This window comes from Sphingosinicella ginsenosidimutans, from assembly GCF_007995055.1.
Classification (GTDB): Bacteria; Pseudomonadota; Alphaproteobacteria; order Sphingomonadales; family Sphingomonadaceae; genus Allosphingosinicella; species Allosphingosinicella ginsenosidimutans.
In genome coordinates this window covers 153,540-175,970 of the sequence record NZ_VOQQ01000001.1, presented here as the reverse complement: position 1 = coordinate 175,970, position 22,431 = coordinate 153,540, and the positions used below count along the sequence as shown (strand labels likewise).

The 22,431-nt window shown below is 68.2% G+C and carries 25 protein-coding genes and 1 tRNA gene; 9 read left to right on the top strand and 17 right to left on the bottom strand.

Annotated features, from left to right (window positions below; translation table 11 throughout):
• Positions 1–61 precede the first annotated feature (61 nt).
• The 5 genes from FRZ32_RS00950 to FRZ32_RS00930 all read left to right on the top strand — a co-directional run bounded on the left by FRZ32_RS00950 (position 62) and on the right by FRZ32_RS00930 (position 5,092).
• On the top strand, positions 62–664 hold the full coding sequence (locus FRZ32_RS00950; protein ID WP_147041735.1) for a ribonuclease HII: 603 nt from the start codon (positions 62–64) through the stop codon (positions 662–664).
• 218 nt (positions 665–882) lie between these two features.
• A complete protein-coding gene (locus FRZ32_RS00945) occupies positions 883–2,013 on the top strand; it encodes a site-specific DNA-methyltransferase (protein WP_147041734.1) in 1,131 nt (376 codons plus the stop codon).
• Positions 2,014–2,019: 6 nt separating this feature from the next.
• Complete coding sequence (gene folP, locus FRZ32_RS00940; protein ID WP_147041733.1) at positions 2,020–3,090, top strand: dihydropteroate synthase; 1,071 nt, start codon at positions 2,020–2,022, stop codon at positions 3,088–3,090.
• 35 nt (positions 3,091–3,125) lie between these two features.
• On the top strand, positions 3,126–4,046 hold the full coding sequence (locus FRZ32_RS00935; RefSeq protein ID WP_147041732.1) for an ATP-grasp domain-containing protein: 921 nt from the start codon (positions 3,126–3,128) through the stop codon (positions 4,044–4,046).
• Positions 4,043–5,092, top strand: a complete 1,050-nt coding sequence (locus FRZ32_RS00930) for an LLM class flavin-dependent oxidoreductase (RefSeq protein WP_147041731.1) — start codon at positions 4,043–4,045, stop codon at positions 5,090–5,092. The genes FRZ32_RS00935 and FRZ32_RS00930 overlap by 4 nt, the downstream gene beginning before the upstream one ends.
• On the opposite strand, the gene FRZ32_RS00925 is transcribed toward FRZ32_RS00930, so the two are convergent.
• The 3 genes from FRZ32_RS00925 to FRZ32_RS00915 all read right to left on the bottom strand — a co-directional run bounded on the left by FRZ32_RS00925 (position 5,089) and on the right by FRZ32_RS00915 (position 8,709).
• A complete protein-coding gene (locus tag FRZ32_RS00925; protein ID WP_147041730.1) occupies positions 5,089–6,504 on the bottom strand; it encodes a L,D-transpeptidase family protein in 1,416 nt (471 codons plus the stop codon). The genes FRZ32_RS00930 and FRZ32_RS00925 overlap by 4 nt on opposite strands.
• Before the next feature lie 183 nt (positions 6,505–6,687).
• On the bottom strand, positions 6,688–8,148 hold the full coding sequence (locus FRZ32_RS00920; RefSeq protein ID WP_147041729.1) for a sigma-54-dependent transcriptional regulator: 1,461 nt from the start codon (positions 8,146–8,148) through the stop codon (positions 6,688–6,690).
• A 57-nt stretch (positions 8,149–8,205) separates the two neighbouring features.
• Positions 8,206–8,709 (bottom strand): DUF6456 domain-containing protein, encoded by a 504-nt coding sequence (locus FRZ32_RS00915; RefSeq protein ID WP_147041728.1) that lies wholly within the window; start codon positions 8,707–8,709, stop codon positions 8,206–8,208.
• Between the two features lie 95 nt (positions 8,710–8,804).
• On the opposite strand from FRZ32_RS00915, the gene FRZ32_RS00910 reads away from it, so the two are divergent.
• Together FRZ32_RS00910 and FRZ32_RS00905 are read left to right on the top strand one after the other, a co-directional pair.
• Positions 8,805–9,368 (top strand): helix-turn-helix domain-containing protein, encoded by a 564-nt coding sequence (locus FRZ32_RS00910; RefSeq protein WP_147041727.1) that lies wholly within the window; start codon positions 8,805–8,807, stop codon positions 9,366–9,368.
• 86 nt (positions 9,369–9,454) lie between these two features.
• Positions 9,455–9,530 (top strand) — tRNA-Val (locus FRZ32_RS00905).
• A gap of 37 nt (positions 9,531–9,567) precedes the next feature.
• Here the strand turns inward: FRZ32_RS00905 and FRZ32_RS00900 are convergent.
• The 14 genes from FRZ32_RS00900 to FRZ32_RS00835 form a co-directional block, all read right to left on the bottom strand.
• Positions 9,568–10,473: a helix-turn-helix domain-containing protein gene (locus tag FRZ32_RS00900; RefSeq protein ID WP_147041726.1), complete on the bottom strand. Its 906-nt coding sequence runs from the start codon at positions 10,471–10,473 to the stop codon at positions 9,568–9,570.
• 327 nt (positions 10,474–10,800) lie between these two features.
• A complete protein-coding gene (locus FRZ32_RS00895; protein WP_147041725.1) occupies positions 10,801–11,715 on the bottom strand; it encodes a hypothetical protein in 915 nt (304 codons plus the stop codon).
• Positions 11,716–11,722: 7 nt separating this feature from the next.
• Positions 11,723–13,183: an NAD(P)(+) transhydrogenase (Re/Si-specific) subunit beta gene (locus tag FRZ32_RS00890; RefSeq protein WP_147041724.1), complete on the bottom strand. Its 1,461-nt coding sequence runs from the start codon at positions 13,181–13,183 to the stop codon at positions 11,723–11,725.
• Positions 13,183–13,467 carry a proton-translocating transhydrogenase family protein gene (locus tag FRZ32_RS00885; RefSeq protein WP_147041723.1) on the bottom strand — a complete coding sequence of 95 codons (285 nt, stop codon included), beginning with the start codon at positions 13,465–13,467 and terminating at the stop codon, positions 13,183–13,185. The genes FRZ32_RS00890 and FRZ32_RS00885 overlap by 1 nt, the downstream gene beginning before the upstream one ends.
• 91 nt (positions 13,468–13,558) lie before the next feature.
• Positions 13,559–13,987 carry a hypothetical protein gene (locus FRZ32_RS00880; protein WP_147041722.1) on the bottom strand — a complete coding sequence of 143 codons (429 nt, stop codon included), beginning with the start codon at positions 13,985–13,987 and terminating at the stop codon, positions 13,559–13,561.
• Positions 13,984–14,343, bottom strand: a complete 360-nt coding sequence (locus tag FRZ32_RS00875; protein ID WP_147041721.1) for a hypothetical protein — start codon at positions 14,341–14,343, stop codon at positions 13,984–13,986. The genes FRZ32_RS00880 and FRZ32_RS00875 overlap by 4 nt, the downstream gene beginning before the upstream one ends.
• Before the next feature lie 185 nt (positions 14,344–14,528).
• Positions 14,529–15,656, bottom strand: a complete 1,128-nt coding sequence (locus FRZ32_RS00870; protein ID WP_147041720.1) for an NAD(P) transhydrogenase subunit alpha — start codon at positions 15,654–15,656, stop codon at positions 14,529–14,531.
• 25 nt (positions 15,657–15,681) lie between these two features.
• Positions 15,682–15,816 (bottom strand): aa3-type cytochrome c oxidase subunit IV, encoded by a 135-nt coding sequence (locus tag FRZ32_RS00865; protein ID WP_147041719.1) that lies wholly within the window; start codon positions 15,814–15,816, stop codon positions 15,682–15,684.
• A gap of 85 nt (positions 15,817–15,901) precedes the next feature.
• On the bottom strand, positions 15,902–16,162 hold the full coding sequence (locus FRZ32_RS00860; protein ID WP_147041718.1) for an ATP synthase F1 subunit epsilon: 261 nt from the start codon (positions 16,160–16,162) through the stop codon (positions 15,902–15,904).
• Between the two features lie 118 nt (positions 16,163–16,280).
• Positions 16,281–17,804 (bottom strand): F0F1 ATP synthase subunit beta, encoded by a 1,524-nt coding sequence (atpD, locus tag FRZ32_RS00855; protein WP_243445150.1) that lies wholly within the window; start codon positions 17,802–17,804, stop codon positions 16,281–16,283.
• 61 nt (positions 17,805–17,865) lie between these two features.
• The gene (locus FRZ32_RS00850; RefSeq protein ID WP_147041717.1) at positions 17,866–18,159 is read right to left on the bottom strand and encodes a hypothetical protein; all 294 of its coding nucleotides are present in this window, start codon (positions 18,157–18,159) and stop codon (positions 17,866–17,868) included.
• Positions 18,156–19,034, bottom strand: a complete 879-nt coding sequence (locus tag FRZ32_RS00845) for a F0F1 ATP synthase subunit gamma (RefSeq protein WP_147041716.1) — start codon at positions 19,032–19,034, stop codon at positions 18,156–18,158. The genes FRZ32_RS00850 and FRZ32_RS00845 overlap by 4 nt, the downstream gene beginning before the upstream one ends.
• A 100-nt stretch (positions 19,035–19,134) precedes the next feature.
• Positions 19,135–20,664, bottom strand: a complete 1,530-nt coding sequence (gene atpA / locus FRZ32_RS00840; RefSeq protein WP_147041715.1) for a F0F1 ATP synthase subunit alpha — start codon at positions 20,662–20,664, stop codon at positions 19,135–19,137.
• A gap of 2 nt (positions 20,665–20,666) precedes the next feature.
• A complete protein-coding gene (locus FRZ32_RS00835; protein ID WP_147041714.1) occupies positions 20,667–21,221 on the bottom strand; it encodes a F0F1 ATP synthase subunit delta in 555 nt (184 codons plus the stop codon).
• A 196-nt stretch (positions 21,222–21,417) separates the two neighbouring features.
• Between FRZ32_RS00835 and FRZ32_RS00830 the strand changes: the two genes are divergently transcribed.
• Positions 21,418–21,870, top strand: coding sequence for a hypothetical protein (locus FRZ32_RS00830; RefSeq protein ID WP_147041713.1), 453 nt, complete (start codon positions 21,418–21,420; stop codon positions 21,868–21,870).
• A gap of 91 nt (positions 21,871–21,961) precedes the next feature.
• The gene (locus tag FRZ32_RS00825) at positions 21,962–22,429 is read left to right on the top strand and encodes a DUF1203 domain-containing protein (protein ID WP_147041712.1); all 468 of its coding nucleotides are present in this window, start codon (positions 21,962–21,964) and stop codon (positions 22,427–22,429) included.
• Positions 22,430–22,431 lie beyond the last annotated feature (2 nt).

The following is a 22,431-nucleotide window of genomic DNA, read 5'->3' as shown; positions in this document are numbered from 1 at the left end:
ATGAAGCCTCCTTCCAGCTTTCACTGGAATGGCGAGGGGCGGCGCGGTTAGGCTGGGGCGAATGGCGCGGCCCGATTTCAAGCTTGAGAAGATCCATCCCGAACCGGTCGCCGGCGTCGACGAGGCAGGCTGCGCGCCGCTGGCCGGGCCGGTCGTCGCCGCGGCGGTGGTGCTCGATCGCACCCGCTTCCCGCGCGGCATCGATGATTCGAAGGCGATCCCCGAAAAGGAGCGTGAGGCGATCTATGCCCGGCTCACCCGGGTCTGCGCCTGGGGCGTCGGCATTGCCTCGGTCGAGGAGATTGACGAGCTCAACATCTATTGGGCGCGGATGCTCGCGATGACGCGGGCGGTGGACGCGCTCGGCATCGAACCCGCGATGGTCCTGGTCGACGGCAATCGCTGCCCCAAATGGGATCGCCCGAGCCTGGCCATCGTCGGCGGGGACGCGAAGTGCCGGTCGATCGCGGCCGCCTCGATCATCGCCAAGGTCACGCGCGACCGGATCATGGCCGAACATGCGCGCGCCCATCCCGGCTATGGCTGGGAGCGCAACAAGGGCTACCCGACCCCCGAGCACCAGCGCGCGCTCGCCGAACTCGGCCCGACGCCGCTTCACCGCCGGAGCTTCGCGCCGGTGAGGCAGTTGACTCTGGGCCTCTGATTCCTCGCGCCTGGAGGAGGATTTTGGCGGCTTGAGTCCTCGCGGCCACACCACCTTGGGTTGAGTCCGCCGCGGGCCCCGAGCCACCACATCTAGCAGGGGACTCCTTTCGTTCGCGCGGCGTGACGCGGTCTCAATCCGCGCGGCCAAGGCTTTGAACTTGACCGCGGAGTCCGGCTGACTCACCATGATCGTCCGTCTGGTGGGGGTTATGAAAGATGAACATGGCGACACGGATCGCGACCGCGGAGCGTCGCGCGCAAAGGGCGCTTCCGATCGATCTGCCGGTCGGCCAGATCCTCCAGCGCGACTGTGTCGAGGCGATGGCGGCGCTCCCCGACGCATGTGTCGACATGATCTTCGCCGATCCCCCCTACAATCTCCAGCTCGGCGGCGACCTGTTCAGGCCCGAGGGGAGCCGGGTCGACGCGGTGGACGACGATTGGGACAAGTTCGACACGTTCGAGGCCTATGACCGCTTCACCCGCGCCTGGCTCAGGGAAGCGCGGCGCATCCTGAAGCCGAACGGAACGCTCTGGGTGATCGGTTCCTACCACAACATCTTCCGGGTCGGCGCGGCGCTCCAGGACATCGGCTACTGGATCCTGAACGACATCATCTGGCGCAAGTCGAACCCGATGCCGAACTTTCGCGGCACGCGCTTCACCAACGCGCACGAGACGCTGATCTGGGCGTCGCGCAGCGAGGACAGCCGCTACACGTTCAACTATCGCGCGATGAAGGCGCTCAACGACGAACTCCAGATGCGCTCGGACTGGGTGATCCCGATCTGCTCGGGCGGCGAGCGGGCGAAGGACGGCGAAGGCGGCAAGGCGCATCCGACGCAAAAGCCCGAGGCGCTCCTCTACCGGGTCCTGCTCGCCTGCACGAACAAGGGCGATGTCGTCCTCGATCCCTTTTTCGGCACCGGCACCACCGGCGCGGTGGCCCGGCGGCTGGGGCGGCAGTGGATCGGGATCGAGCGCGAGAGCCGCTACGTGAAGGTCGCCCGCGCGCGGATCGATTCGACGCTCGAGCTCGACGAAAGCGCGATGAAGATCATGCCGTCGCGCGCCGCCCAGCCCAAGGTGCCGTTCGGCGCGCTCGTCGAAAGCGGGCTCATCGTGCCGGGCACCACCGTCACCGACGCCCGCCGCCGCTGGACCGCCCGGGTACGCGCCGATGCGACGATCGATGCGATCGGGCAGCAGGGGTCGATCCACAAGATCGGCGCCGCCGTGCAGGGCGCGCCGAGCTGCAACGGATGGACGTTCTGGCACATGGAGGATGCGGGCCGGCTGGTGCCGCTCGACGCGCTCCGCCAGCAATATCTCGCCGCGCTCGGATAGGCGGCGATGGCCGCCAGGACCTATCTTCGCCCCACCGGCTTCGTCGATGCGCCGTTCGGGCATGACGGCAAGGTCGCGCGGCTCGCCGGCGGCCTGCTCTGGTTCGCGGCGGTCGAGATCGTCCGCGACGATGGGGTCGAGCTTGTGCCGGTCGACGGGTTCGAGGCGCGGCTCGACTCGCTGGGTGAGGATGCGCGCGTCGCCTGGACGAATCTCACCACGTCGCGCGCGCCGCTACGGCTCGGGGAACGGGTGATCCGGCTCGATCAGCCACAGGTCGCCGCCATCCTCAACGTGACGCCCGACAGCTTTTCCGGCGACGGCCAGGGCGGCGATGTCGAGGCGGCGATCGAAGCCGGCTTCGCAATGGCCGCCGCTGGCGCCGCGCTGATCGATGTCGGCGGCGAATCGACCCGCCCCGGATCGCAGACCGTCTGGGAGGGCGACGAGATCGCGCGCATCGAGCCGGTGGTCCGCCGCCTCGCCGGCGGGGGCACCGCCGTCAGCGTGGACACGCGCAAGGCCGCGGTGATGGAAGCCGCGCTCGCCGCGGGCGCACGGATGATCAACGATGTCTCGGCGTTGACCTTCGATCCGCGTGCGGCCGAGGTCGCCGCCGCGGCCCGCTGCCCGGTCGTTCTGATGCACCACAAGGGCGATCCGGCGACGATGCAGGACGATCCGCGCTACGATCGGCCGGTCCTCCTGGAAATCTACGACTGGCTGGAGGCACGGATCGCGGCGGCGATCGAAGCCGGCGTGGATCGCGCGAACATCCTGGTCGATCCCGGCTTCGGCTTCGGCAAGACGGTGCAGCATAACCTCGCGATCATGAACGGGCTCGCCATGCTCCACGGCCTCGGCTGCCCGATCATGCTCGGCGCGAGCCGCAAGCGGACCATCGGCGCGCTTTCGAACGCGGCGCCGGTCGATCAAAGGCTTGCGGGATCGATCGCTTTCGCGTTGAAGGCGGCCGAGCAGGGCGCCCAGCTGCTTCGGGTCCATGACGTGCCGGCAACGCTTCAGGCGTTGCGCGTCTGGCGGGGCATGAGGGACGCCGCGCTCACCCCGGCCTGAGGGCCGTTCCCCGCCCGCCATGCGAATGGACAAAGGTGACGCCCGAACTCGCCATTCTCTATGAGCATCCGGAATGGTTCCGGCCGCTCTTCGCAGCGCTCGACCGGCGCGGCATCGCCTATGCGCCGATTCATCTTTCCGGCCATCATTTCGATCCGGCCGACCGGACGATCCCGGCCCCGGTGGTGTTGAGCCGGGTCGCGATGTCGAGCTTCCTTCGCGATCCCGAGCACGGCATCTTCTACGCCTCGGCCCTGCTTGCGCACTGGCGGGCCAATGGCGCGACCGTGCTGAACGGGCCGGAGGTGCTCGCGATCGACACGTCCAAGGCGCGCCAGCTTTCGCTGATCGCGGGCCTCGGCCTCGCCATTCCCGAGACCCGCATCGTCCACCGCCGCGAGGACATCGTCGCCGCTGCCGAGGGCATGGCCTATCCTTTGGTGCTCAAGGTCAATATCGGCGGGTCGGGCGCCGGCATCGTTCGCTATGACAGCGCGGCCGAGCTGCGCGAGGGGGTGGCGGAGCGGTTCCTCCCTGACAGCGTCGACAAGGTGCTGCTCGTCCAGGATTATGTGCCGGCGCGGGGCGGCACGATCCTGCGGCTGGAGACGCTGGCCGGACGCTTCCTCTATGCGATCGAGGTCGAAAGCGGCGGAGGCTTCGATCTCTGCCCAGCGGACGCCTGCGTCGCCGCGCCGGGCCGGGCGGCGGTCGCGATGACGGCGGTCGATCCCGGTCCCGAGCTGATCGCTGCGGCCGAGCGGATCGCAGCGGCGGCGGGGCTGGATGTCGGCGGGATCGAGGTGCTGATCGACGATCGAGACGGCGTGCCGCGCTTCTACGATATCAATGCCTTGTCCAATTTTGTGGCCAAGCCGCTCGAAGTCCTGGGATGGGACCCGCACGAGCGGCTGGTCGACCTGCTGGAGACGAAGATCGCGGAGGCGCGGCAATGAGGTTCGGTTACTGGATGCCGGTGTTCGGCGGCTGGCTTCGGAACATCCCCGACGAAGGGATGGAGGCGAGCTGGGAGTATGTGAAGCGCCTCACCCAGCGCAGCGAGGAGACGGGCTGGGATCTCAGCCTGATCGCCGAGCTCAATCTCAACGACATCAAGGGCGTGGAGCAGCCGGCGCTCGACGCCTGGTCCACCGCCGCCGCGCTCGCCGCGGTCACACGGCGGATCGACCTCATGGTCGCCGTCCGCCCCAATTTCCACCATCCGGCCTTGTTCGCCAAGGCGGCGGCGAACATCGACAATATCGCCGGCGGGCGGCTCGCACTCAACGTCGTCTCCTCCTGGTGGGCCGACGAGGCGCGGCAATATGGCCTGCAGTTCGACGAACATGACGATCGCTATGGCCGCACCAGCGAATGGCTCGACGTGGTCGACGGGCTGTGGACGCAGGCGCGATTCACCCATGAGGGCGCGCGCTACCGGCTGGAGAATGCGATCTGCGAGCCCAAGCCGGTCGCGAAGCCGCGCCCCACCATCTATGCCGGCGGCGAGAGCGAGGCGGCCAAGACAATGATCGCCACTAAGTGCGACGCCTATGTGATGCACGGCGATCCGGTCGAGGCGATCGCGCTCAAGATCGCCGACATGGCGGCGCGGCGTGCGAACGTGGGTCAGGAAACCCCGCTCAAGTTCGGCATGGCCGCCTATGCGATCGTCCGCGACAGCGAGGCGGAGGCGCAGGGGGAGCTGGAGCGGATCAGCCAGCTTCCGCCCGAGCCGCCGCCGGGCTTCGCCAATTTCGACCAGTGGCTGTCCGGCACGCAATTGGAGCGCGAACTGAAGGTGCGCGAATATAGCGTCTCCAATCGTGGCCTGCGCCCGAACCTGGTCGGCACGCCCGAGCAGATTCGCGAACGGATCGAGGAATATGAGGCGGCCGGGCTCGACCTCCTTCTGCTGCAGATGAGCCCGCAGGCGGAGGAAATGGACCGCTTCGCCGAACAGGTGATCGCGCCGATGAAGGCGCAGGGAGAGAGAGGTTAAGAGACCGCCCGGTCCCGCCGGTAGACATCCCGCTGGAAGCGTACGCCGTCGCGGGTCGGGATCGCGGTCAGGTAGATGATATAGACCGGCACCGGATCGGGCAGGTCGACGCGCTGCTCGGCCGCGCCGGTCGGCGCCGGCGGCCGGCCACGGAACAGCCAGCGGCCGAGCCGCGCCGCATCCTCCAGCCTGACGCAGCCCGAGCTTTCGCGCCGGTCGGCCCGATCGAACAACTCCCGAAGCGGCGTATCGTGAAGATAGACGCCATAGGGGTTGTCGAACATGAATTTGATCCGCCCCATCATGTTCCAGGGACCGGGGCTCTGGCGCAGGTTCACGTAGCGGCGGCCCGACGCGACCGCGCGCCAATCGACCCGCCGCGGATCCAGCCGCCGCGCGCCCGGCGACCAGTCCGACAGCACCTCCAGATGCTCGGCCGCGATCACGCCCGGGCCGCGGCGCAACGCCCCCTGTGCGCGCTTGCGAATGAGATCGGGCGGCACGTTCCAATAGGGGTTGAGCGCGGCATAGCGGATCGTCGAGGCGAAGGCTGGGGTCGCCATCCCCTCCTTGCCGACGATCACCCGCATCGATCCGGCGATGCGGCCGTCCTCGATCATCCACAGCCGCGCGCCGGCGGTGTCGACCAGCACCATCCGCCCGCCGGGCCGCGCCGGGATCGCGCGGGCGCGCGCGATATTCGCCTCAATCAGCCGCTCGTAATGCGCGGCGCCGCGGTTGAGCGCGGCGATGGTCGCGGGATCGGCGCGGCCGGTGACGGGCAGGGCATGGATGTCCTGAAAGGCGCGGAGCCGGGCAGTGACTTCGGCATCGCTGGCCGCGCCGAGACGGCGGCGAAGCGCCTCGCCCGGCCCGGTCACCCGCGTCTGCGGCAGCCGCCCCCAGCTCGCGCGATAGCGCGCGAGGCCGCGCACCAGCCCGTCATAAGCCGGGTTGCGGCGCAGCGCCGAGGCGGGGGAGGCCGCCGCCGCCTCGAGCAATGCGCGCGGCGATCTGGCGACCGGAGCGAGGCCAGGCTCGACATAGCGCATGTCGGCTTGCGCGGGCGCGCGGTCCTGCGCGGCGGCATAAGCGACATAGGCCTTCGAGAGCAGCAGATCGGCACGCACCAGCGCCGCCGTCTCGCCGCCGCGCGCCGCCGCGACGGCCCGATCGAGCGCGGGCGATCGGGCCTGGCGGGCGAGCTGATAGGCTTCAGGCCGAAGTGTCCGCCCGTCCGTCCAGAGCGGCCGGAAATCGCGGCCGCGGTAGAAGGCGGCGATCTCCGGCCCAACCTCGACGCGGCCCGTCTCCGCGGCCGGCTTGGGCGCGAGCGGAACCGTGCAGGTCGCCGTCAGCGCCAGCGCGAGGCCGAGCAACGCGCCGCGGGCGGAAAGGGCAAGAGGAGGCACGCGGCGCAGGATACCGGCCCGATCCCTGCACGATCAACCGCCCCGGACAGGTCGTCCCGTGCCCGGACGATCGCGCGCCAAATCCTGCCGCCGCCGGCCGGCCGACCGATCGACTCGCAGCCCCCAATCCTCCCCATGGCCTGCGGCGACACGGAGGATTGGTTGGCGCCGTGCTTCGAGCGCTCAGGCCGCAATATCGCCGATGCCAAGCTCGCCCAATTTGCGATACAAGGTCGACCGCCCGATCCCCAGCCGGCGCGCCACCTCGGTCATCCTCCCGCGATAATGGCCGATGGCCAGGCGGATGACGTCGGCTTCGATCTCCTCGAGCAGGCGCAGATTGCCGTCGGGCCGATAGAGCGTGATGCCGGGACCGTGCGCCAGCGCCGCCGTCTGCGACTGCCCGTTCAGCGGCTTGGCGTGATAATCGTCGGCGCGCTTGCCGTAGGTCGCCTCGGTCGCGATGTGCGGGAAATCCGCGGACGTGAGCGCATCGCCTTCGCACAGTACGGCCGCGCGGAAGAGCGCGTTCTGGAGCTGGCGGACATTGCCGGGCCAGCCGAAGCTCATCAGCACCGCCAGCGCATCGTCGGTGATCGACAGATGGCGCATCCCCGGCTGCTCGGCGATCCGGCTCAGCAGATGGCGGGCAAGCGCGGGAAGGTCGCTGATCCGGTCGCGAAGCGGCGGGATCGGGACGTGAACGACGTTGAGCCGGTAGTAGAGATCCTCGCGGAACCGGCCGGCGGCTACTTCGTCGGCGAGCCGGCGGTTGGTGGCGGCGATGATCCGCACGTCCACGGTCTGCGTGATGCGGCTGCCGAGGCGCTGGAACTCGCCGGTCTCGAGCACGCGTAGCAGCTTCACCTGCGTGTCGAGCGGAAGATCGCCGATCTCGTCGAGGAAGAGGGTCGAGCCGTCGGCATCCTCGAACCGACCGATATGGCGATCGAACGCGCCGGTGAAGGCGCCCTTTTCGTGCCCGAACAGCACCGATTCGACGAGATTGGCGGGGATCGCGCCGCAATTCACCGTGTGCAGCGACTTCTTGCCCCGGGGGGAGGCGGCGTGGATCGCCTGGGCGATGATTTCCTTGCCCGCGCCGCTTTCGCCTTCGATGAGGACCGACACCCGCGCGCGGGCCGCCTTGGCGGCGATGGCGAGCGCCGAACGGAAGGCGGGGGCGGAGCCGACGATCTCCTCGAAACCGAGGGTCTTGGCGATCTTTTCCGAAAGCGGGCGCAGCTCCCCGGAGCGCTTGCGCCGATCCGTTGCGGTATTGAGCGCCGCGAGCAGCCGATCGGGCGCGAGCGGCTTCACCAGGAAGTCGGAGGCGCCGGCCCGCATCGCCTCGACCGCGGCGGCGACACCGGTCTGCGCGGTGAGGACGAGGAGCGGAAGGGCCGGGTTCAGCGCACGTACTTCGCGCACGAGCGCCTCGCCCTCAGCCCCGGTCAGCCAGTGATCGAGTAGGATCGCATCGAAATCCGGCTCCTGCGGATCGGCGATCATCGCGCGCGCCGCCTCCACATCGTTCGCGCCGCGAACCCACCAGCCGGCGCGCGCGCCGATCGCGGTGATCAGCCGCCGCTGGGCGGGCTCATCATCGATGAGCAGCAGGCAACGTGTCGGATCCGGCCGCATGACTTCCCCTCATTCGTGTCGAAGCCATGGCCTTAATCCGATCGGGTAAAAGCGACCTTAAGAGCGCGGAATCCGGTAATGATCGGCGAGCCGGTCGAGCGCGATGCCAAGGACGAGGCGGCCCGCGCGCGCCGGCCAGCCGAGCGCGCGCTCGGCCTCGCGCATCCCTTCGCCGGCGCAGACGATCCGCCAGAGGATGTCGCCAAGCCCGGCGCCCACGGCTTCGGCGGCGGCCTCGAAGCGGCGTTTCGCGGCAAGCTGGGCATCGGTCGCGGCGGCGGGATCGCGCGCGGCCCCGCGCCGGCCCTTGGGCGAGGCATCCCAGCGCATCGTCACCGCCGGGTCGAGCTGGGCGCGCTCCCAATCCGCCCGCAACGTCTCGCCGGCGTCGAACTGGCGCCGGCTCACCAGCCCGCGCGCCCTCAGCCAGCCCAGCGGCGATTCGGCAAGATTGACGGTGACGGTGCGCGGCGCCGACGGGGAAAGGCGCGCCCCGCGCCCGGTACGCCTCGCACCGTCGCGGGGCAGGGGCCGTTCGACCAGGATCCGGTTGCGGCTCATCGTCATCCTTTCAAGGGAGAATCGGGATGAGGGCTATTGCCATCCCGGCGCGAATGTAGGAAAGATGATTAACCCAAACGGTTAGAGAATCGACGATGATCACCCGCATCCGCGACGTTCGCCGCGCCCGCAAGATGACTCTCCAGGATGTTGCGGACCGCTGCGATCCGCCGACAACGCCCCAGACGATCGGCCGGCTTGAAACGGGCACGCGAACCGTTTCGGTGGCCTGGCTGAACAGGATTGCGGGGGCGCTCGGCGTGGAGGCGGCCGATCTCGTCCGCCTGCCGGACCGCGCCGACGTACCGGTGGCCGCGATCCTCGACCATGACGGTGTCCATGCGCCGCGCCGCGAGGGCGTGGTCGTGCCGCCGCAGCCTTCGCCGGGGCTGGTCGCGATCACCGTCTCCTCGGGAAGCGGTGACTATCGCAGCGGCGACGAGATCTGGCTTGATCGACTGGAGCCGGAACGGTTCGCATCGGCCCTCAATCGCGACATATTGGTTCCCCGCCCGGCCGGGCGCTTCCTGTTCGGGCGGTTGATCGGGCGCGAGGACAACAAGCTACACATCCTGCCGCTCGGCGCCGGCGGCCGCCAGACGGTGGTCACCGATCCGCCCTGGGCAGCGGTTACGGTGCGTCTGATCCGCAGCCTTTGAGCGAGGGCAGGATGCCGCGGCGGCCGGCCTGCGCGGTCGCGCGCGGGCTTGCTCCATCGGCGCGAAACTGCCACTTGGCCGGCGAAGGGCGCTTAGCTCAGTTGGTAGAGCAGCACGTTTACACCGTGCGGGTCGGCGGTTCGAGCCCGTCAGCGCCCACCAGTCTTCGCCACCGCCGTTCAGGTGCAGGTTCGCGCGGTCAGATCACCGCCGGGGCGATGCGCTGGATCGCGCGCAGATAGGCATTGAGCGCGCGGGCAGCCTCGTCGGACAGCTCGATATAGACCCGCCGGCCGTCGCGCGGATCGGCGGAGCGGATGAAGATGTCGCGATCGGTGAGCGCCTTGATCCACCGCAGCGCCGTCGTCGCCGGCACCGCGGCCGCGATGCACAGGCTCGATACCGCGACCCGGCTCTGTTCCAGCCGCGCGGCCATGAGATCGAGCAGCATATCCCACGCCGGATCGGCGAACAGCTCGCCGCGGAAGAACTGGTCGCGCATCCGCCGGGCGCGGATGATCGCGCGGATCTGCGGCGCGCTCATCGCCGGCTCGTCCTCCTCGGCCGGCGCGGGCTCCGTCTCGCCGCCGGCCTCGTCGCCCGAAAGGTTCGCCAGGATATTGGCGATCCGCGCGGCTTCCTCCGACAATTGATGGAGGAGGGCGTTGCCTTGCCGGCTCACATCGTTGAGCCGCGCCGCCGGCGGGTGGCTTGCGATCGAGAGCGCGGCGGCGCGCTCCGCCTCGTCGGGATCGGGCAGCAGATCGACCCCGGAATGCCAGGCCCGCGCAGCCGCGAGATCGAGCAGGGCTCCGGGGAGGGCGATCACGCTGCGTCGGCCGGCCCCCGCCTCCGCGACGAGGCGATCGAGCAGCGGCGCGATCCACGCCTCGTCGCCGCCCTCGGCAATCTCCGCATAGACGACGTCGGCGGCGCATCGATCGAGCTGCGTCAACGCCTCGGCAGGCCCCATCATCGCCGCAATCCGGCAATCGGCGGCGGCGACCGCCTCGCGCGCGCGCGCCTGGGCTTGGTCACTATCCGCGAAGACCAGGATCGACGGCTGGTCGCGATATTCGATCATTGCCAGGACATCTTCCCGCATTTGCTGCGTCATATGCTCCCCCCCACCGGCATGGCTCCGAATTGGAGGATTGCCGTTCGGGGAAAGGCGATGAACAGATTTCCGCTCCGAACCGGAACGGCTTTCACAAGGATGGCATGGCGCGAGAGTCGTTTTTATCGCGCCCGGGGCCGTACCGGTCGCTTCGCGCGCCGGTCTGCGTCTCTTCTTCGTTCGTGTGCGCACAACGACCCCCAAATCACTCCAGTCTCGCGCCCGGTCGGAAAGCTGTCGCTCGATTGCATCCGTTTCGGATGAAATTCGGCGGCGTTTCGGAGGAGGCCGGCCGGCGCGACATTGCGGGGCCGATCAGGAGAATTGGCGCACCAGTTCCTCTTCGTCGCCCGTGAGATCGCGCACCGCCGTCGCGGTGGCGCCGCCATTGAGCCCGATGAAGATGCCGCCGATGGCGCCGCTCAGAAGCCACCCGATCACCTTCAGCGGCGTGATCGCCGTGAAATCCCGGATCAACGCGGCCTGCCGCACGGCTTCTCCCTTGGCGCCCGGCGCATAGGCTCCGCTGGTCATCAGCGCCGACATGTAGGAGGCGGTCGTAAGGCTGGAGACCACCAGGGCGCAGACAAAGTAGAGCACGGCGACGACGATGAAGGCGGCGAACAGCGTCCAGAAATGGCCGCGGCTCAGTTGCCAGGCCTCACCGATGGCAAAGCTGCGGCGAAGGACCATGAGCGGGAAGGCCAGGCACAGCCGCACCGCGAGCCAGATGCACAGGCAGGTGAAGGCGATGCCGAGCGGGATGGCGATGATCACGCCGGCCACGGCTCCCGCAGTGCCGGCGGTTGCCACGAATCCGACTCCGAACCCGAGCGCGACGAAGCCGAGGATCAACAGCGCATAGAAGCCGACGACCATCACGATCGCGAGGACGATCTGCCGGATCTCGTCCATCCCGAAACGAAGGAAGGCAAAGCTGCTTTCCCCCGGCCGAAGCACGGCGCGATAGGCGGCGGTGATCAGGACCATCTGGATCGCGAGCGCGAAGATCCCGAATAGCCCGAACGCGGCGAACAGCGGCGCCGCGTCCTGGAACGCCCGCTCCGGGGTCGAAGCCGGGGCCAGAATTTGCATCTGGAACGGCATCCAGACGAGCGTGGTGCCGATCGACACCGCGAGATAGAGCGCTGCCCAGACCGCCACCGCCCTGGGATAACGGCGGACCAGCCCGAAGGCGCCGTTCAGGATCGAGCTGACGCTGGTCGACATGGCGCGCTCAGCCCATCGATTTCACGATTTCCTCGGCCATCTTCTTGGCATCGCCGAGCAGCATCATCGTATTGTCGCGGTAGAAAAGGTCGTTATCGACCCCGGCATAGCCGACGCCGCCCATCGACCGCTTCACGAAGAGCACGGTCTTGGCCTTCTCCACGTCGAGCACCGGCATGCCATAGATCGGCGAGCTCTTGTCGGTCTTGGCGGCCGGGTTGGTGACGTCGTTGGCGCCGATCACGAAGGCGACGTCGGCGCGCGCGAATTCGGCGTTGATGTCCTCGAGCTCGAACACCTCGTCATAGGGCACGTTCGCCTCGGCGAGCAGCACATTCATGTGGCCGGGCATGCGGCCCGCGACCGGGTGGATCGCATATTTGACCGTGACGCCCTCATGCTTGAGCTGGTCGGCCATCTCGCGCACCGCGTGCTGCGCCTGCGCGACCGCCATGCCGTAGCCGGGGACGATGATGACGAGCTCGGCCTGTTTCATCAGGAAGGCGGCATCCTCGGCGCTGCCGCGCTTCCACGGACGATCCGTGGCTGCCCCCGCCCCGCCTGCGGCCGCATCGCCGCCGCCAAAGCCGCCGGCAATCACCGAGATGAAGTTGCGGTTCATCGCGCGGCACATGATGTAGCTGAGGATCGCGCCCGACGAGCCGACCAGCGCGCCGGTGATGATCATCGCCGAGTTCTGGAGCGTGAAGCCCATCGCCGCCGCCGCCCAGCCCGAATAGCTGTTCAGCATCGAGACGACGACCGGCATGTCCGCGCCGCCGATCGGGATGATGAGCAGGAAGCCGATCGCGAAGGAAAGGCCCATCACGGTGAAGAACACCCAGGGCGCCTCGTCGCTGACGAAATAGCCGATGAGGATCAGGATCGCGGCCAGCGTGCCCAGGTTGATGACATGGCGGCCGGGGAGCATGATCGGCTTGCCCGACATGTTGCCGTTCAACTTAAGGAACGCGATCACCGATCCCGAGAAGGTGATCGCGCCGATCGCGACGCCCAGGCCCATCTCGACCCGGCTGCCCGGATGGATCAGCCCGCTCGCCTCGGCGATGCCGAACGCGGCCGGATTGAGATAGGCCGCCGCGCCGACGCACACCGCGGCGAGGCCGACCAGGGAGTGGAAGGCGGCGACCAGCTGCGGCATCGCCGTCATCGCGATCCGTCGCGCCGTCACCACGCCGATCACCGCGCCGATCGCGATGGCGGCGAGGATTTCGGCGAATAAAGTCGCGTCGAGATCGGAGACCAGATCGGTCCCGCCAACGGCGGTCACCGGCCGGTAATAGGCAAGTGTCGTGCCGACGGCGACGACCATGCCGAGGATCCCGAGCCGGTTGCCGCTGCGCGAGCTTTCCGGACTCGACAGGCCCCGGAGCGCGAGGATGAAGCAGACGCCCGCGAACAGGTAGGCGAGCATCACCCAGGCGGGGGTGTGAGCGACCTCGTGCATCAGCGCCGCTCCTTCTTCTTGTACATGGCGAGCATTCGGGCCGTGACCGCGAAGCCGCCGAAGATGTTGATGCTTGCCATGACCACGGCGGCGAGGCCGAGCCATTTCGATCCGGTGGAGCCGGCGGCGGCCGCGGCGATCAGCGCGCCGACGACGATGACGGAGGAAATGGCATTGGTCACGCTCATCAGCGGTGTGTGCAGCGCGGGCGTCACCGACCAGACGACGAAATAGCCGACGAAGCAGGCGAGCACGAAAATCGACAGGATGGTGATGAAGTCCATCGCTCTCCCCCTGTTGAGCCGTGTCGCCCCTGACTCGGCCCCTGTCCTTGCGGGCCGCACCTTGCCCCCGCCGCGCGCTGCTGTCGAGTGGTTAGTCCGGCGCCCCTAACCGGCGTGGCGCGAGGCCTGGCCAGGCCGGATCCATGCGGCTTTCGAGCAGCCGTAGCAGGCGGGAATAGCGCCGCTCCCAATGGCCGTCGGGAAGCGGCCGGCAAGGCTCGCGGAGCGCGCGCGGATCGCCCGCCCGGCGGACCGCCTCGGCGCCGTGCCGCGCCGCGAGCGCGTCGCGCAGCGCCGCCTCGCGCGCGCCATAGCGCTCGTCCCACCGCGCGGCGACCCGGGCGGGCGCGAAGCCGGCGCACAGCACCTGCTGTTCGCGCGCGATGCCGCCGTAAAGGCGCATCGCCGAATAAGCCGAAAGGTCGCTCGCCCGGCTCCAGCCGGTGCCGGCCGCGGCGGGGGCGGGGGGGACGAGGGCCAGCATCGCGCCGGCCAGGAACGGAAGGGACCATCTGATCATTGCCGAACCTCCGCGATCGCGCGCGCCAGCCCGTCCAACGCGCCGGAATAGGCCGCCAGCGCCTGATTATACGCATCGCCGCCGCTTGTGCACCGCTCGCGCGGGCCCTGGCGTGCGATCGCGGCATAATCATTGGCTCCCGCCCAGATCGGATAATCCGCTCCCTTGCGCGCCGCGAGCTGGACGAGCTCGTCGAACCGCCGCGCCTGGGCGGCGACCTCGGCCCGGCCGGACGCGCCGGGGCAGGTGAGAAGGAATGCCTTGGCGGAAGCTTCACGGAAGGCCGCCTGGCGGAGAGGCTGTGAATTGGGAGGATTCGGCGTCGAGCCGCACGCGGCGCAGAGAAGGGCCAGCAAGGCCGCCCTCACAAATCCTCCACGCCACAGGGAGGTGCGACGCGCCCCATCGAGGACTTCGGGAAGGGACACAGCCTTCCGGAGTTTGCGCGCTCTGCCGATCGTGGCGCCAGGACCTCTCAGCACCGTGCCAGCCCTTCCACCGCGCTTCGTGCGGTCCCTCTCCTCGTGCCGGGGGAGGATTGTTACGCCAGCAGTCTCTCGTTCACCACCTTGCCGCCTTGCGTGAGGCGGACGCCCTTCACGATCTCGTCGTCGTCGGGAAGGACGGGGGCCTTGGTGTCCGCATCCCAGAAGGCGGACAGGAAATTGTAGAGATTCCGCGAGAAGAGCGCCGACGCATCGGCAGCGAGCCGGCTCGGCACGTTCTTGTGGCCGACGATCTTGACGCCGTGCCGCTCGACCACCTCGCCGGCGACCGCGCCCTCGACATTGCCGCCCTGCTCGACGGCGAGATCGACGATCACGCTTCCCGGCCGCATCGTCGCGACCTGCGCGTCGCTGATCAGGCGCGGCGCGGGCCGTCCAGGGATCAAGGCGGTGGTGATGACGATGTCCTGCTTGGCGATATGGCTGGAGACCAGCTCCGCCTGGGCGGCCTTATATTCGTCGGACATTTCGGTGGCATAGCCGCCGGCGCCCTCGCCCTCGATGCCTGCGACCTTCTCGACGAAGATCGGCTTCGCGCCGAGGCTCTCGATCTGCTCGCGGGTCGCGGCGCGCACGTCGGTGGCGGAAACCTGGGCGCCGAGCCGGCGCGCGGTCGCGATCGCCTGCAGGCCGGCGACGCCGACGCCCATGACGAACAGCTTGGCGGCCGGGATGGTGCCGGCGGCGGTCATCATCATCGGCAGCGCGCGGCCATATTCGGCGACCGCATCGAGCACCGCCTTGTAGCCGGCGAGGTTCGCCTGGCTGGAAAGGATGTCCATGCTCTGGGCGCGGGTGATGCGCGGGGCGAATTCCATCGCCAGCGCTTCGATCCCGGCGGCGGCATAGGCATCAACCTCGGCCCGGCGACCGAACGGGTTGAGCGCACCGATCAGCAACGCGCCCGCCTTGACGCCGTTCAGAGCCTTGGTCTCCGGACCCTGGACGACCAGGATCGCGTCCGCGTCCTTCAGCGTCGCGGCGCGCGCGCCGACGCTGGCGCCGGCCGCTTCGTAATCCGCATCCGCGATGGTCGAGGCTTCGCCGGCCCCCTTCTCGACAGCGACGCTGGCGCCGAGCGCGATATATTTCTTCACCGTTTCCGGCGTTGCGGCGACCCGGCGCTCGCCGGGGGCGCTTTCCTTCAGAACCGCGATCTTCATCCCCCCGACCCCCCTTCGCGCCAGTTCAGTTGCGGATGATCAGAACGACGAGGATGGCGACGATGAAACAGATCACCGCGCCATATTTCATGAGGCCGGTGAATCGCTGGTAGGTGCCCTCATGCGCCTTCAGCGCGCGTTCGCTCTCGTCCGCAGCCATGATCGATCCCTGTAAGAAGCCTGTTGGGCCGCGTTCTTATCAAGGGTGCGGCGCGAAGGGCAACCGGCAAACGCGTCGGCGGCGCTTAAGCCGAAGCCTTCTCGGCGAGCACGGTCAGCCCGCGATCGCCGACCTCCGCGAAGCCGCCTTCGATCGCGATCCGCTCGGGCTCGGCGCCGGCGGTGCGATAAACCGAAAGCTCGCCGTCGCGGATCGTCGACATGACCGGGGCATGGCCCGCGAGCACGCCGAAATCGCCCTCGGTGCCGGGGACGACGACCATGTAGACGTCCTCGGAACGGACCAGCTTCTCGGGGGTGACGAGCTCGAAGTGAAGGTCTGCCATTTCTTCTTCTCTCTCCCTCCCGCTTGCGGGAGGGGTCGGGGGAGGGCCTGTTTTACAAGGGAGAGGCCTCGACGGGCACTCTCCCGGCCCCTCCCGCACGCGGGAGGGGGATGTCCGATTACGCCTCCTGCGCCAGCTTCTCGGCCTTGGCGACCGCTTCCTCGATGCCGCCGACCATGTAGAAGGCCGCCTCGGGGAGGTGGTCATATTCGCCGTCGACGACCGCCTTGAACGAGCGGACCGTATCCTCGATCTGCACGAACTTGCCGGGGATGCCGGTGAAGACCTCGGCGACGTGGAAGGGCTGCGACAGGAAGCGCTGGATCTTGCGGGCGCGCTGGACGGTGAGCTTATCCTCTTCGCTGAGCTCGTCCATGCCGAGGATCGCGATGATGTCCTGAAGCGACTTGTACTTCTGGAGGATCGCCTGGACGGCGCGGGCCGTCTCGTAATGCTCCTGGCCGACGGTCCGCGGCTCCAGCACGCGGCTGGTCGAATCGAGCGGGTCGACGGCCGGATAGATGCCGAGCTCCGAAATGGCGCGCGACAGCGTGGTGGTGGCGTCGAGGTGGGCGAAGGAGGTGGCCGGCGCCGGATCGGTCAAGTCGTCCGCCGGCACGTAGATCGCCTGCACCGAGGTGATCGAGCCCTTGGTCGTCGAGGTGATCCGCTCCTGGAGCGCGCCCATGTCGGTGGCGAGCGTCGGCTGATAGCCCACGGCGGAAGGGATGCGGCCGAGCAGCGCCGACACTTCCGAACCCGCCTGGGTGAAGCGGAAGATGTTGTCGACGAAGAAGAGCACGTCCTGGCCCTCCTGGTCGCGGAAATATTCGGCCATGGTGAGGCCCGACAGGGCGACCCGCGAGCGGGCCCCCGGCGGCTCGTTCATCTGGCCGAAGACCAGGGCGACCTTGGAGCCTTCCGACGTCGGATTGCCGTCGGCGTCCTTGGCGATGACGCCCGCGTCGAGGAACTCGTGATAGAGATCGTTGCCTTCGCGGGTGCGCTCGCCGACGCCGGCGAACACGCTGACGCCGCCATGGCCCTTGGCGATGTTGTTGATCAGCTCCTGGATGAGCACGGTCTTGCCGACGCCGGCGCCGCCGAACAGGCCGATCTTGCCGCCCTTCGCATAAGGCGCCAGCAGATCGATGACCTTGATGCCGGTGACGAGGATGCTGCTCTCCGTCGACTGGTCGACGAACAAGGGCGCCTCGGCATGGATCGGGGCGGTCATGTCGCTGTCGATCGGGCCGCGCTCGTCGATCGGTTCGCCGACGACGTTGACGATCCGGCCGAGCGTCTTCGGGCCGACGGGGACGCGGATCTGCGAGCCGGTGGCGCGCACTTCCTGGCCGCGGGTCAGGCCGTCGGTCGAATCCATCGCGATCGTGCGGACGGTGTTCTCGCCGAGGTGCTGGGCAACCTCGAGTACAAGCCGCTGGCCGCCATTGTCGGTCTCAAGAGCCGACAGGATTTCCGGGAGATCGCCGTCGAAGGCGACGTCGACGACGGCGCCGATCACCTGGGCGACGCGGCCGGTGATGTTCGTGCTCGGCGCCGCGGCGGCCGGAGTCTCGGCCTTGGCGGTCTTCGCCCGGCTGGCCCGGGGCTTGGCGGCGGTCTTAGCGGCGGTGGCCATTCTTTTCCTCTTTGCTCTCTTCACTCGCCGCCCCGGATAAGCCCGGTCGGCGCTGGGGTCCTTAGTTCAAACTCGGGTCGTCGCCGGTGTCGCAGGGCGTCGCGCCGTCCATCCACACCCATTCATGCTCGGACAAGGTGAGGGTGGCGGTCTGCGGCGTCCAGCGGCTGCCGGTCTGCAGCTGATACGTGCAGCGATATTCCACGGCGTCCGGATCGGGCTTCGTGCAGGAAATGTTGCGCGTGACCAGCCGGTGGCCGGGGCATTGTGCGTTGAGCGCATGGTTGAACTGCGCGGGCGTCGGGCCGGCCTGGGCGGCGGCGGCGAGGGCGGCGATCAGTGCGATGTTGTTCATAGGGCCTCCGCTCCGGAGATGATCTCGATCAGCTCCTTGGTGATGGCCGCCTGACGCGTACGATTATATTCGATGGTGAGCCGGTTGATCATGTCGCCGGCGTTGCGCGTCGCATTGTCCATGGCGGTCATCCGGCTACCCTGCTCAGAAGCCGCGTTCTCCAGCAAGGCCCGGTAGATCTGCACCGCGACGTTGCGTGGCAAAAGCTCGGCGAGGATTTCCTCCTCGTCCGGCTCATAATCCACGGCGGCGCCGGCGGCGGCCGCGGGCGCGCCCTCGATCGCCTGGACCGGGATGATCTGCTGCGCCACCGGTTCCTGGACCAGGGCCGACTGGAACTTGGCGTAGAAGAGGTGAACGACGTCGATGCCGTCGGTCTGGTAGCGCTCGACCAGGTCGTTCGCGATCGCCTGCGCGTCCGCGAAGGCGACCTGCTTGATCTCGCTCGTATCGTGCTGATGGATGATCTGCTTGGGGAAGAAGCGCTGGATCACCGCGCGACCCTTGCGGCCGACCAGGTAGAAATAGACGTTCTTGCCCTGGCCCGTCAGCTCCTCGGCCTTGCGCCGCGCCGCGCGCACGATGTTCGTGTTGAACGCGCCTGCAAGGCCGCGGTCGGAGGTGCACACGACGAGCAGGTGCGTCTGATCCTTGCCGGTGCCGGCGAGGAGCTTGGGGCTCTGCGGGCCGACGGCGACTTTCGAGGCGAGGCTCGCCATCACGCTCGCCATCCGCTCGGAATAGGGGCGCGCGGCCTCGGCCGCCGCCTGGGCGCGGCGGAGCTTGGCGGCGGCGACCATCTTCATCGCCTTGGTGATCTTCTGGGTCGACTTGACCGAGGAGATCCGGATCTTGAGCGCCTTGAGGCTGGCCATTTATTCCTCTGTCGTTCCCCGGCGAGGGCCGGGGCCCAGTCCTAAACAAAAAACGGCGCGGGAGCACCGCCCGGTCCCCGGCCTGAGCCGGGGAACAGGATCAGGCAAACGTCTTCGCGAAATCGCCGACGATGGCCTTGAGCTTGTCCGAGGTCGCATCGTCGAGCGCCTTCGTGTCGCGGATCGTGCCGAGCACATCGGCATGGTCCGAACGCATGTGGCTCAGAAGGGCGCTCTCGAAGCGCGTGACCTGATCGGTCGGAACGCCGTCGATGAAGCCGTTCACGCCGGCGAAGATCGACACGACCTGCTCTTCGACCGGCATCGGATTGAACTGCGGCTGCTTCAACAGCTCGGTGAGCCGCGCGCCGCGGTTCAGCAGGCGCTGGGTCGAGGCGTCGAGGTCCGATCCGAACTGCGCGAAGGCCGCCATCTCGCGATACTGGGCGAGCTCCAGCTTGATCGAGCCGGCGACCTTCTTCATCGCCTTGGTCTGCGCCGACGAGCCGACGCGGCTGACCGAAAGGCCGACGTTGATCGCCGGGCGGATGCCCTGGAAGAACAGCTCGGTCTCGAGGAAGATCTGGCCGTCGGTGATCGAGATCACGTTGGTCGGGATGTAGGCGGACACGTCGCCGGCCTGGGTCTCGATGATCGGCAGCGCGGTCAGCGAGCCGTTGCCGTTGGCATCGTTCATCTTCGCCGCGCGCTCGAGCAGGCGGCTGTGCAGATAGAAGACGTCGCCCGGATAGGCCTCGCGGCCCGGCGGACGGCGCAGCAGCAGCGACATCTGGCGATAGGCGACGGCCTGCTTCGAAAGATCGTCATAGACGATGACGGCGTGCATCCCGTTGTCGCGGAAATATTCGCCCATCGTGCAGCCCGTATAGGGCGCCAGGAACTGCAGCGGCGCCGGCTCCGACGCGGTCGCGGCGACGACGATGGAATATTCCATCGCGCCATTCTCTTCGAGCTGGCGGACGATCTGGGCGACCGTCGAGCGCTTCTGGCCGACCGCGACGTAGATGCAATAGAGCTTCTGGCTCTCGTCGTCGCCGGAATTGGCCTGCTTCTGGTTGATGAAGGTGTCGATCGCGACGGCGGTCTTGCCGGTCTGCCGATCGCCGATGATCAGCTCGCGCTGGCCGCGGCCGACCGGGACGAGCGCGTCGAGCGCCTTGAGGCCGGTCTGCACCGGCTCGTGGACCGACTTGCGCGGGATGATGCCGGGCGCCTTCACCTCGACGCGGCGGCGCTCGGTGGCGACGATCGGGCCCTTGCCGTCGATCGGATTGCCGAGGCCGTCGACGACGCGGCCGAGCAGGCCCTTGCCGACCGGCACGTCGACGATCGTCTGGGTGCGCTTGACGGTCGATCCTTCGGTGATCTCGGCGTCCGATCCGAAGATCACGACGCCGACATTGTCCGCCTCGAGGTTCAGCGCCATCCCCTGGATGCCGCCATGGAACTCGACCATCTCGCCCGCCTGGACGTTGTCGAGGCCGTGGACGCGGGCGATGCCGTCGCCGACCGACAGCACGGTTCCCACTTCGGAGACTTCGGCCTCGGTGCCGAAATTCGCGATCTGATCGCGAATGACCTTGGAGATTTCAGCGGCGCGGATGTCCATTTCTAGCCTTTCATCGCTTGCGCGAGGGTGTTGAGTTTGGTGCGGACGGAGCCATCGATCATGCGGCTGCCGACCTTGACGACGAGGCCGCCCAGGATCGCGGGATCGACGTTGAGGTCGACCGCAATGTCCGATCCGAAGCGGCTCTTGAGATTGGCCTTGAGCGCGTCGACCTGGCCGGCGTCGAGTGGCCGCGCCGACGTCACCTCGGCGGTGATCTCGCCGCGGTGGCGGGCGGCAAGCGTGCCGAACGCGCGGATGATCGCGCCGAGCTGCGAGAGCCGGCGATTCTTCGCGAGCACGCCGGTGAAGTTGCGGGTCAGCGGATCGAGCCGCATCGTCTCGGCGATCGCGGCGATGCTCTGCGCGCTCTCCTTGCGGCCGATCAGCGGGCTGGTGACGAGCGTTCGGAAATCGTCCGATTCGTCGATCGCGCGCCGGAGCGCGGCGAGGCTCTGCGACACCGCGTCGAGCTTGCCTTCATCGCGGGCCAGCTCGAACAGGGCGAGGGCATAACGCCCTGCCAGGCTAGCCTGAATACCGCCGGAAATATCCACGCGCGTCGCAACTCCCCGAATCTGATTTCGACCCATGCGCGAATGCGGGCGCGCGGGGGCGCCTCCCATGGGTCGCGGGCGCCGTAGCAGGGGCCTTGCTGCGATGCAAGATGGATGGGCCAGGGCGTGGACGCTGCCTTTCGCGCTGGCAAATCGGCATGTCTCTGTTATCCAGATCGTTGGGGGAGGAACGATCATGGCTTATGAAGGGGGTGGGCTGCGCCAAATCTGGCAGCCGGATCTTACAACAAGGGCCGGCGCGCAATCCGCGATGGATTCGGCCAAGCTATGCTTCCTGATCGTCGCGGGCCTGCGTACACTCCTCTACGGGTTCTTCGCATTGACCAGCGGCCTTTCTTTCCGCGGTCTGGGCGGTGGCAGGGTGGCGGCGTCCTTGCTGGCGGTCGCGGTCCTGACCGACATCATATTGCCGTTGGTGGCCGCGTGGCGACTCCACATTTATAAGGGCGCGTTCGTGGTTCCGCTCGCGACCGCCCTCTATGTGCTGGGCATCGTTCTCGCGCCGAGTATCGGGGGAGTCATTATCGGTGCCATTTTCATCGGCGCGTTCGTCGGCGGCGTCCGCGGCGCGTGGGCGCTTCGTCGCGGCACCGGCTTTGCCGAGGATCATTACGCGACCTTCGGCTGAGCCCCGCCTTCCTCCGGTTTGACCGCAAGCCGCGGGACGCAGTCTGCCTGTGAACGCGGCAAATCGGCCTTCGACAAGAAGGAGACCCATGATGGCTTACCGGATCGAAGGACTGGCGCGGCAGGCGTTCGAGGGCCTGTTCGAAATGACCGACGCGGAGCTTGCGGCGCGCGGGGCGATGCGGGTGACCGCGGACGCGCCGCGCGGCTATCCCTGCCGGGTGAGCCTGCGCGATGCGGACGAGGGCGAGGAGCTGATCCTGCTCAACCATGTCTCGCACGATGTCGATGGGCCGTTCCGCACGACCTATGCGATCTACGTGCGTAGGGATGCCGACGCGCCGGCCAGCTTCACGGACGAGGTGCCGGGCTGTCTCGACAGCCGCACGCTTTCGCTTCGCGGCTTCGGGGCCGATGGCCTGCTGAAGCACGGCCTGCTCGCCGTGCCGGGCGAGGCGGATGCGAGGATTCGCGAGCTGCTCTCGCGGCCCGACGTCGCGGCCGTCCACGCCCACGCGGCGACCTATGGCTGCTTCCTCGCGCGGATCGAGAGGAATTGAGC